General features: G+C 50.6%; 8 protein-coding genes. 2 read left to right on the forward strand and 6 right to left on the reverse strand.

What is annotated here, in order from left to right; all coding sequences use genetic code 11:
• Nucleotide 1: 1 nt before the first annotated feature.
• The 3 genes from ACEQ15_RS02535 to ACEQ15_RS02545 all read right to left on the reverse strand — a co-directional run bounded on the left by ACEQ15_RS02535 (nt 2) and on the right by ACEQ15_RS02545 (nt 2,186).
• Nucleotides 2-307 (reverse strand): hypothetical protein, encoded by a 306-nt coding sequence (locus ACEQ15_RS02535; RefSeq protein ID WP_370277456.1) that lies wholly within the window; start codon nt 305-307, stop codon nt 2-4.
• Between the two features lie 232 nt (nt 308-539).
• On the reverse strand, nt 540-1,022 hold the full coding sequence (locus ACEQ15_RS02540) for a peptidylprolyl isomerase (RefSeq protein WP_370277457.1): 483 nt from the start codon (nt 1,020-1,022) through the stop codon (nt 540-542).
• A 189-nt stretch (nt 1,023-1,211) separates the two neighbouring features.
• Nucleotides 1,212-2,186 carry a hypothetical protein gene (locus ACEQ15_RS02545; protein ID WP_370277458.1) on the reverse strand — a complete coding sequence of 325 codons (975 nt, stop codon included), beginning with the start codon at nt 2,184-2,186 and terminating at the stop codon, nt 1,212-1,214.
• 408 nt (nt 2,187-2,594) lie between these two features.
• Between ACEQ15_RS02545 and ACEQ15_RS02550 the strand changes: the two genes are divergently transcribed.
• On the forward strand, nt 2,595-2,918 hold the full coding sequence (locus ACEQ15_RS02550) for a cytochrome c (RefSeq protein ID WP_370277459.1): 324 nt from the start codon (nt 2,595-2,597) through the stop codon (nt 2,916-2,918).
• A gap of 132 nt (nt 2,919-3,050) precedes the next feature.
• On the opposite strand, the gene ACEQ15_RS02555 is transcribed toward ACEQ15_RS02550, so the two are convergent.
• Complete coding sequence (locus tag ACEQ15_RS02555) at nt 3,051-4,238, reverse strand: calcium-binding protein (protein WP_370277460.1); 1,188 nt, start codon at nt 4,236-4,238, stop codon at nt 3,051-3,053.
• 513 nt (nt 4,239-4,751) lie between these two features.
• On the opposite strand from ACEQ15_RS02555, the gene ACEQ15_RS02560 reads away from it, so the two are divergent.
• Nucleotides 4,752-5,405, forward strand: a complete 654-nt coding sequence (locus ACEQ15_RS02560) for a YceH family protein (protein ID WP_370277461.1) — start codon at nt 4,752-4,754, stop codon at nt 5,403-5,405.
• A 66-nt stretch (nt 5,406-5,471) separates the two neighbouring features.
• Here ACEQ15_RS02560 and ACEQ15_RS02565 read toward each other — a convergent pair whose 3' ends face one another.
• Both ACEQ15_RS02565 and ACEQ15_RS02570 read right to left on the reverse strand, forming a co-directional pair.
• Complete coding sequence (locus tag ACEQ15_RS02565; protein WP_370277462.1) at nt 5,472-5,705, reverse strand: YdcH family protein; 234 nt, start codon at nt 5,703-5,705, stop codon at nt 5,472-5,474.
• 196 nt (nt 5,706-5,901) lie between these two features.
• On the reverse strand, nt 5,902-6,093 hold the full coding sequence (locus ACEQ15_RS02570; RefSeq protein WP_370277463.1) for an RSP_7527 family protein: 192 nt from the start codon (nt 6,091-6,093) through the stop codon (nt 5,902-5,904).
• Between the last annotated feature and the right edge of the window lie 170 nt (nt 6,094-6,263).

The raw sequence follows: 6,263 nt of genomic DNA on the forward strand, positions 1-6,263 counted from the left end.
ATCAGAATCTCAATGGGATCGATTCGCTGTGATAATCCGCAAAACTGTTGGTGCTGGCTTCATCGTGGGGAATAACCTGCACCAGATTGGCTCGGTGCACGCCCGCCCGATGACAGATGTCGTAGGCTTCGGTCACACTGCGACAGGTGATCACAGCTCCCTTATTGTCTTTGATCAGATCCTTGGCCAGCTCTTTGTCTTTGCCGTATTCGACCTGTATCACCATCGGTCCGCAGCCGGACTCGATAAAGTTAACATTGCGCAGACGGTGTTGCTCCGCGAGGGTGATGAATTCAGACATATTCATAGCACAGGCTCCTCTCGTTGATTGACAGGCTGTACGTTCCGTGTGCTGATTGGATCAAAAGCGCGGATCGATCACCCGATCAATCGGACGGGACTGACGATGCCCCAACCCCTTAAGCTTAGTTGAGGGTTTTGATAATGGGGAACAATCCGCCACAAAAAAGCCCGCGGGGCCTAAACCATGCGGGCTTTTTGCTTCACACCCCATCACATGGAGTGTTTGTAATTGCAGCTTAGTGGTGGTGACCGCCAGCACCGTGTGCGTGACCGTGCTCCACTTCTTCATCAGATGCAGCACGTACTTCAACAACTTCTACGCTGAAGTTCAGGATCTGACCCGCCATTGGGTGGTTGCCGTCCAGAGTGATACCGTCTTCTTCTACTTTGACTACGGTTACTGGCTGCTCACCCCAAGGTGCCTGCGCCATGAACTGCATGCCCACTTCTACAGTGTCGATACCGGCGAAGTTTTCCTGAGGTACTTTCTGGATCATCTCTTCGTGGACTTCACCGTAACCTTCAGAAGGCTCTACGCGTACGTCCAGTTTATCGCCCGCCTGCTTACCCAGCAGCGCGTTCTCCAGACCAGGAATAATGTTTTGCGCACCGCACAGAAACGCCAACGGCTCCTGACCTTCGGAGGAATCCATAACTTCACCACCTTCGTTAGTCAGGGTGTAGTGGATCTGTACGACTGTTTTATCAGCGATCTGCATGTGAGAAATTCTCCATTGAGACAGGAAAAGCGCAAAACTGCTCAAACCCCAGCCAGGCTGACTGTGAGACAGGCAAAAACACCCCTGAACCTTCCCGGTTTTAAAGTATGAAGCCCCATCATACCCAAAGCTTTACGCCATCTTCCAGCATATCCACTGGAAAAGTCGGATTAAGATAGCATATGCCTATTATCCGCGAATAAATGTCGCATTCTGGCTATCCCAGCGCCAGATATTCTCCGGATTAAGGTGCACACCACCGACCCAACGATCGATCTGATGCTTAACCAGCCAATCGGCCTCACCCGCCAATACCTGCTCACCCAACGGCGTTAATCGCAAACGCTGGGACAAGAACGCCTCATCCGGACCAAACATACCCGGCACTTTAAACTCATCGGCACCATCAACTGTCAGCAGCGGCGCAGTACTGTGAACCATCTCTTTAATGAACAACCAGAAACTGGAATCACCCATAAACTGCGGCGACTCCGCCTGTTGTGATGCGGCAAAGATCCGACCCGGAGCATCGATCCCACCAGCTACGGCACTTAAGGCCTGTCGCTGGGTCCGGCTGACACCAAAGCTATCCGGGTACTCCTGCACCAGTCGTAGCAGGCCATTTTTCAGATACGGTAAGGCATCCATATTTTCTGTAAGCAATGCAGATAACATACGTGGATTGGAAGAGGTAAAGGCGTGCCAGGCGTCTTCCGCCAGATTCAGCTGTTCGTTTGTAACCTGGGACCGGCCACTAAAGCATTGCGGGAGATCGTCCTTTTCCGTAGCCAATCCCAACAGACACGGAACCAACACCAGTTCGGGCGGCATGCAGTTACGTCCTTCACTGCGGTACCAAGCTAATAGTTGAATCAGGTGCAGCTGATCATAAAGTTCAGGTGAGTTCCAAATAACAACCCCACCCTCCTTCGCTGCACGAGTAAACAGCGCATCCCTGGATTGGAAGTGCGTCAACGCCTCAAATTCGCTAGCCCAACCGCAGTGATGAATGAAATTGGCCCGCACTTGAGACATCTCATCCAGGGTAAGCCCTGCAGGTACCGGGCCATCGTGAAGAACATCGGCCCAGGCCAGATACCGGCCCTCGATACCCATGGATTGAATCACCTGGTTAGCATTATCGCCATTTGTAATGTGCAGCATACGCAACAGATCCTTTCGCTAAGCAATACCCCATTGTACCGACTTTCACGTCCGGGTTTCCGATTGATAAGTGGCACAGAGATCGTGGAGCAAACAAAATTAGTTGAACATTCAAACAAAAACCCTAATTCGGGATCACATCACCGATACCTTCGCAGCGCAACACAAGAGTGAGGCGATATAACAAATTGAAAAATAGGGTATAATTTCAATGTGGTTGGTTTCGACTGGCCACTCTCTCAATGATTTCATCGTTGTTTTTTGCCGTGACGCAACATGTTGTGTTCACGGCTTTTTTATATGACTTTCTGATGAAATGTACACATCCTGCTGGATAAACCCGCATTTCAAAGGCATCATTCAATTACCCCGCATTATGGGGATACGGAGCAGGACGGAGTACTTTCAATGAGGTCAATCTGGTGTGGCGTAGCTATCTGCCTTTCACTGGGTTTATCAGGTTGCCAACAACAGGCACCGGATGAGAAAGCAGATGGAAAAGCGTTGTTTGCGCACTACTGTGAGGAGTGTCACGGCGACACCGGCAACGGCAAGTTCCTTAAAGGCATCCCATCCAATACTGCAACCCGCCTTACACGTCAGGAAGTAGTCAATCTGCTGCTGTATGGTCGCCAGGATCAACCTGCGATGCCCACATTTCGTGACCAGCTCTCCCCCCGACAAGCACGTAAAGTTGCAGACTACCTGCTGTTTACGCTCAAGAAGTACTGACAGCGCCTCCCTCTTAGCCTGAGTTTTTGTAGAGCGCTCTTACAACAGGCCAAAAAAAACGCCCCTTGCGGGGCGTTCAAAATGGATCTCTCTACTCGATCGGGAAATGCTAGCGTTGATTCGCGTGGTCAATTAAGCCCACTCAATCATCTCAACGTTGTCGAATACCAACTCAGATCCGTCTGCGAAGGTAACTACACCGCTGGAGTTTGCGTCCAGGGCCAACGCCTGATCAGCCAGGTTCACTTCTACCTGCTGGCCGTCAACAGTCAGGGTCCAATCATTGCCGTGTGCACACAGCTCGACAGTGTCAGTCCAACAGTGGCCTTTACCGCCGTTGAAGTAATCGTTGCCGTCGCCTGCTGCGAAAGCGTATGTGTCATCACCGCGACCACCGTAAGCCACGTCGTCGTCTTTACCACCGACCATGAAGTCATCACCGCGGCCACCTTTCAGGGTGTCGCAACCATCGCCACCATTCAGGACATCGTCACCACGACCGCCTTTCATGTAATCATTGCCCGCTTCGCCCAGCAGTACATCGTCACCGCTGCCGCCGCGCATAGTGTCGTGCCCATCGCCACCCAACAGAGTATCGTTGTCACGACCACCGTACATCCAGTCGTTGCCCTCGCCGCCTTTCAGCAGGTCGTCACCGCTACCGCCTTTCAGTACGTCGTTACCTTCACCACCTTTCAGGGTGTCATTACCGCGACCACCTTTCAGGACGTCGTCACCGTTGCCGCCATCGAAGATATCGTTGCCGCTGCCGCCACGCATAGTGTCGCTGCCTTCTCCACCCAGCGCTACGTCGTCACCGCGACCACCCACGATGTAGTCGTCACCGTTGCCGCCTTCCATGTAGTCGTTGTCGCCGCGGCCCTTCAGCACATCGTTGCCTTCGCCACCACGCATTACATCGTCACCGCGACCACCGAACAGCACATCGTTTCCCCAGCCGCCATCCAGCGTATCGTTACCACTACCACCCTGAACAACGTCATCACCGGACCCGGAATAGACAACGTCATCACCGGAATTACCTTTAACAACGTCGTTGCCACTGCCGGTCAGGATCGCGTCGTTGCCAGAGCCACCTTTTACGAAGTCGTTACCTTCACCGGTAGCCTGGTAGAAATCATCACCTGCGCCCAGGTATACAGAGTTGTTACCCTGGCCACCTTTCACTACATCATCACCCGCAAACGTTTTGATAATCTGACGACCTGCCTCATCAACGATCACATCGTCACACTGAGTACCAGTAACCACTTCAGTATTTTCCTCACAAGCTGCAGAAGAGTTGTTTGAGTAGGTCATCGTAAGCTCCTGTTTTCCGGGTGTTAACCAGGTCCATAACGTTTGAATTGAACCCAGTATACCTGCACCGAAACTTAAAACAACCCCAAAAACAAATCATGTTTTATATAAAACACTAACTAATTGATTTATTTAGATTTTATTTTTATTAAATGTTTTAACAGCATAATATTCAAACACATACCCAAGCAAAGGACACACCGAGGCCATGCAGAGATCAGACTACTGCAATCACGCTGAACAGCATCTTAAGGGATGCGCTCCCCCGCTTAGCGCAATGAATAACATGCAAAAAAAACGCCCCATAATCAGGGGCATCTTCTGTAGTACGGTTAGAAACATATAAAAATCATCGTCGTACCCATTTCGAGTAGTACACGACACTGTGTTGTGATGACGATTAAATACCATTTACGTTTAACACCTATCCATCACCAGCAATCTATATCTTGATCTTTGCGGACTCTCGCCAGACACTAACCTAAGAAATTCACCAATTTCAGGAACACCGCTATGGACTTAGAGCTGAGCCTTAATGAAACCCGCGTCATTGGCTGCTTGCTTGAGAAGGAAAGCACCACCCCCGACCAGTACCCCCTTTCCCTGAACGCACTGACACTCGCCTGCAACCAGAAAAGCAACCGTGAGCCGGTGATGCAACTGGAAGAAAGCGAAGTTCAGGAGACCCTGGACCTTCTGGCAGAGAAACGCCTGATTCGTGAAGAGAGCGGATTTGGCAGCCGCGTGGTGAAATACAAACACCGTTTCTGTAACACCGAGTTCAGTGAGCTGCAGTTCACACCGGGCCAGCGGGCGATTGTTTGCGTACTCCTTCTGCGCGGACCACAGACACCGGGCGAGCTACGTACCCGTACCCAGCGTCTCCATGAGTTCGCCAATGTGCAGGAAGTCGAATCCGCTTTACAGGCACTGGCGGAAAGAGAGAACGGACCATTAGTGGTACGCCTGGCACGAGAACCCGGAAAAAGAGAGTCGCGCTTTGCCCACCTGTTAAGCGGTGAAGTCACAGCGGCTACAACGGAAACGACCCCATCAGAGCCTGGTAGCCTGAGCCAGCGCGTCTCCGCTCTGGAAGCAACCCTGAGCAACCAGCAACAGCTGATCGATGAGCTACGCGCTAAGATCGAAACACTAAAGGGTAATTAAGCGATAAGGAAGGATGCCAGACAGCACCGCTCAAACGAGAGAGCAGTGCTGTCTGTTATATGCTTGCTATTGCAGCATACTGAGCAGCTCATCTTTGAGCTGAAGTCGACGCATTTTCATGTTTCTAAAACGGTCATTCGTCAAAGAAGTATGCGCCATTTCCAGACCACGCACACTATGGTCTAGCTTGTGATATTCGGCTGCTTTGGAAGCAAAAACCGGATCTTCCAGTTTTAATTGATGTATCCGTTCACGATACTCGGGGAAGTCTGTATACAGGCTGTGATCCAGGTCTGACATAACGTAAAACTCCGTCACAGTGAAAAGTGCTTGAGATCAGAAAGATCTACACTTTATTGTAGTAAAGATAAATCCTGATGCCAGAACCGCCCCCTGCGATATCGTTATATCCCCCATACTTGGAGCAATCCACCGAAAGGCGGGCATAAAAAAGCCCACCAAGAGGTGGGCCAAAAAACAACAACAAGCTAGAAGCTCAGTGTCCAAACAACGTTTGCTGTGAAGGAATACGCTCAAACGTCAGCTTCGTCTTGATCCAAGCTTTGAACGCTTTCGCCATCTCAGCCAGAGCTTCGGCGCGCGCATCATGAGCTTTCTGTACGTAGTAGTCCGCATCTACCTGACCGTACTGGTTAAGACGAATGGATATGTCGTATTCCTGTGGCATTCTGGTTTCCAAATTAAGCAAGAAAATTTCAATTTACTGCAAAGAATCTTCAACAAAAATGAAACATGGACTCTTTGCGACTGGCGGCAATCCCCCTTGTTTAAAGAGCTCGTTGCTTGCCGCGACTTGATGATGTGTATATTAGTAACACTTTTGTCTAACGTAAAACG

The organism is Pontibacterium sp. (assembly GCF_964228735.1).
Lineage (GTDB): Bacteria > Pseudomonadota > Gammaproteobacteria > Pseudomonadales > Balneatricaceae > Pontibacterium.